This window comes from Aliiroseovarius zhejiangensis (assembly GCF_014656375.1).
Lineage (GTDB): Bacteria > Pseudomonadota > Alphaproteobacteria > Rhodobacterales > Rhodobacteraceae > Aliiroseovarius > Aliiroseovarius zhejiangensis.
The window spans coordinates 1-1,410 of the sequence record NZ_BNCH01000017.1; the positions used below are offsets into that span (position 1 = coordinate 1).

Sequence of the window (1,410 nt, forward strand, 5' to 3'; positions counted from 1 at the left end):
GCTGAGGGAGATTGGGCATGGGATGGGTCATGATGAGCGAGCGCGAGCTGAATCGCGTTGAGGTTTTGGCGCAGGTCGATGATGGTCGGCTGAGCGTCGACAATGCGGCGAACATGCTGGCACTGACGCGTCGGCAGATTTTCCGGCTGTTGAAGCTGTATCGCCAGAATGGCGCGGCGGCGATCCGGCACAAGGCGCGTGGCAAACCCCCGAACAATCGCATCCACAAAGCCAAACGGGATTACGCGCTGTCGCTGATCAAGGAGAACTATCCCGACTTTGGGCCGACCCTGGCAGCGGAGATGCTGGCCGAGCATCATGGGTTCCAGGTATCGCGCGAGACGGTTCGCAAGTGGATGCAGGAAGACGGTCTTTGGCTCTCGCGCAAACAGCGTCGGACGTTTCATCAGCCCAGATTGCGCAGAGAATGCTTTGGTGAGCTCATCCAGATAGACGGCTCAGAGCATCGCTGGTTCGAGGATCGGGGCGATCCCTGCACCCTGCTCGTCTTCATCGACGATGCCACCAGCACGCTCATGGAACTGCGCTTCGTCAGGACAGAGAGCACCTTCAGCTATTTCGAAGCATTGGAGCGCTATCTGACGGCGCACGGACGCCCAGTTGCTTTCTACACCGACAAGCACACGGTCTTTCGCGTGCCAAAACCCAGCAAACACATGACCGGCATGACTCAGTTCGGGCGTGCTCTGGCAGAGCTGCAGATCGAGATATTGTGCGCCAATACCAGCCAGGCCAAGGGCCGCGTGGAGCGTGCAAACCGCACGCTGCAGGACCGGCTGGTCAAGGAGCTGCGCATCGCGGGCATCTCTGATATGGAGGCTGCAAATGCCTTCCTCCCTGGCTTCATGGCGCGCTATAACGACAGGTTCGCCAAGCCAGCTGCCCGTCCGGATAATTTGCATCGTGCGTTGAACGTCGCACCGGACCGGCTGGCCGAGATCTTCTGTCTGCGCAACAAACGCTATGTCAGCAAGGATCTGACCCTGAAGTACGACCACAAGCGCATCCGGCTGGAAGTCAACGATCTGACGCGCGGTCTGGTTGGCAAATATGCCGACACCTACGAGTTCCCCGACGGGCGCATCCAGGTTCGGCACAATGGCTTCGCCCTGCCCTGCACCATCTTCGATCCGCATCAGCAGCGCGTCACACACGCGGCGATAACGGACAACAAGCATCTCAGTGCCGTCCTTGCCCATATCAAGGCAGAGCAGGACAAAGCCGCGGCCAGCGCCGAGGTGCGCCCGGAAAGTGCGCGAAACGGATACCGGAAAACCGGGCGCCGCAACAACGGCTGGAACACCCTCGCAGACCGCAAGCGAAACGCAGCCCGCAAAGCCAGCCAGGGCTGCGATAATTGAGGTCTCCGCCCTGGCTGGCTTTGCTACC

General features: G+C 60.2%; 1 protein-coding gene. It reads left to right on the forward strand.

The window, feature by feature from the left end; translation table 11 throughout:
• Positions 1-17: 17 nt before the first annotated feature.
• Positions 18-1,382, forward strand: coding sequence for an ISNCY family transposase (locus IE188_RS16720; protein WP_229836957.1), 1,365 nt, complete (start codon positions 18-20; stop codon positions 1,380-1,382).
• Positions 1,383-1,410: the final 28 nt, after the last annotated feature.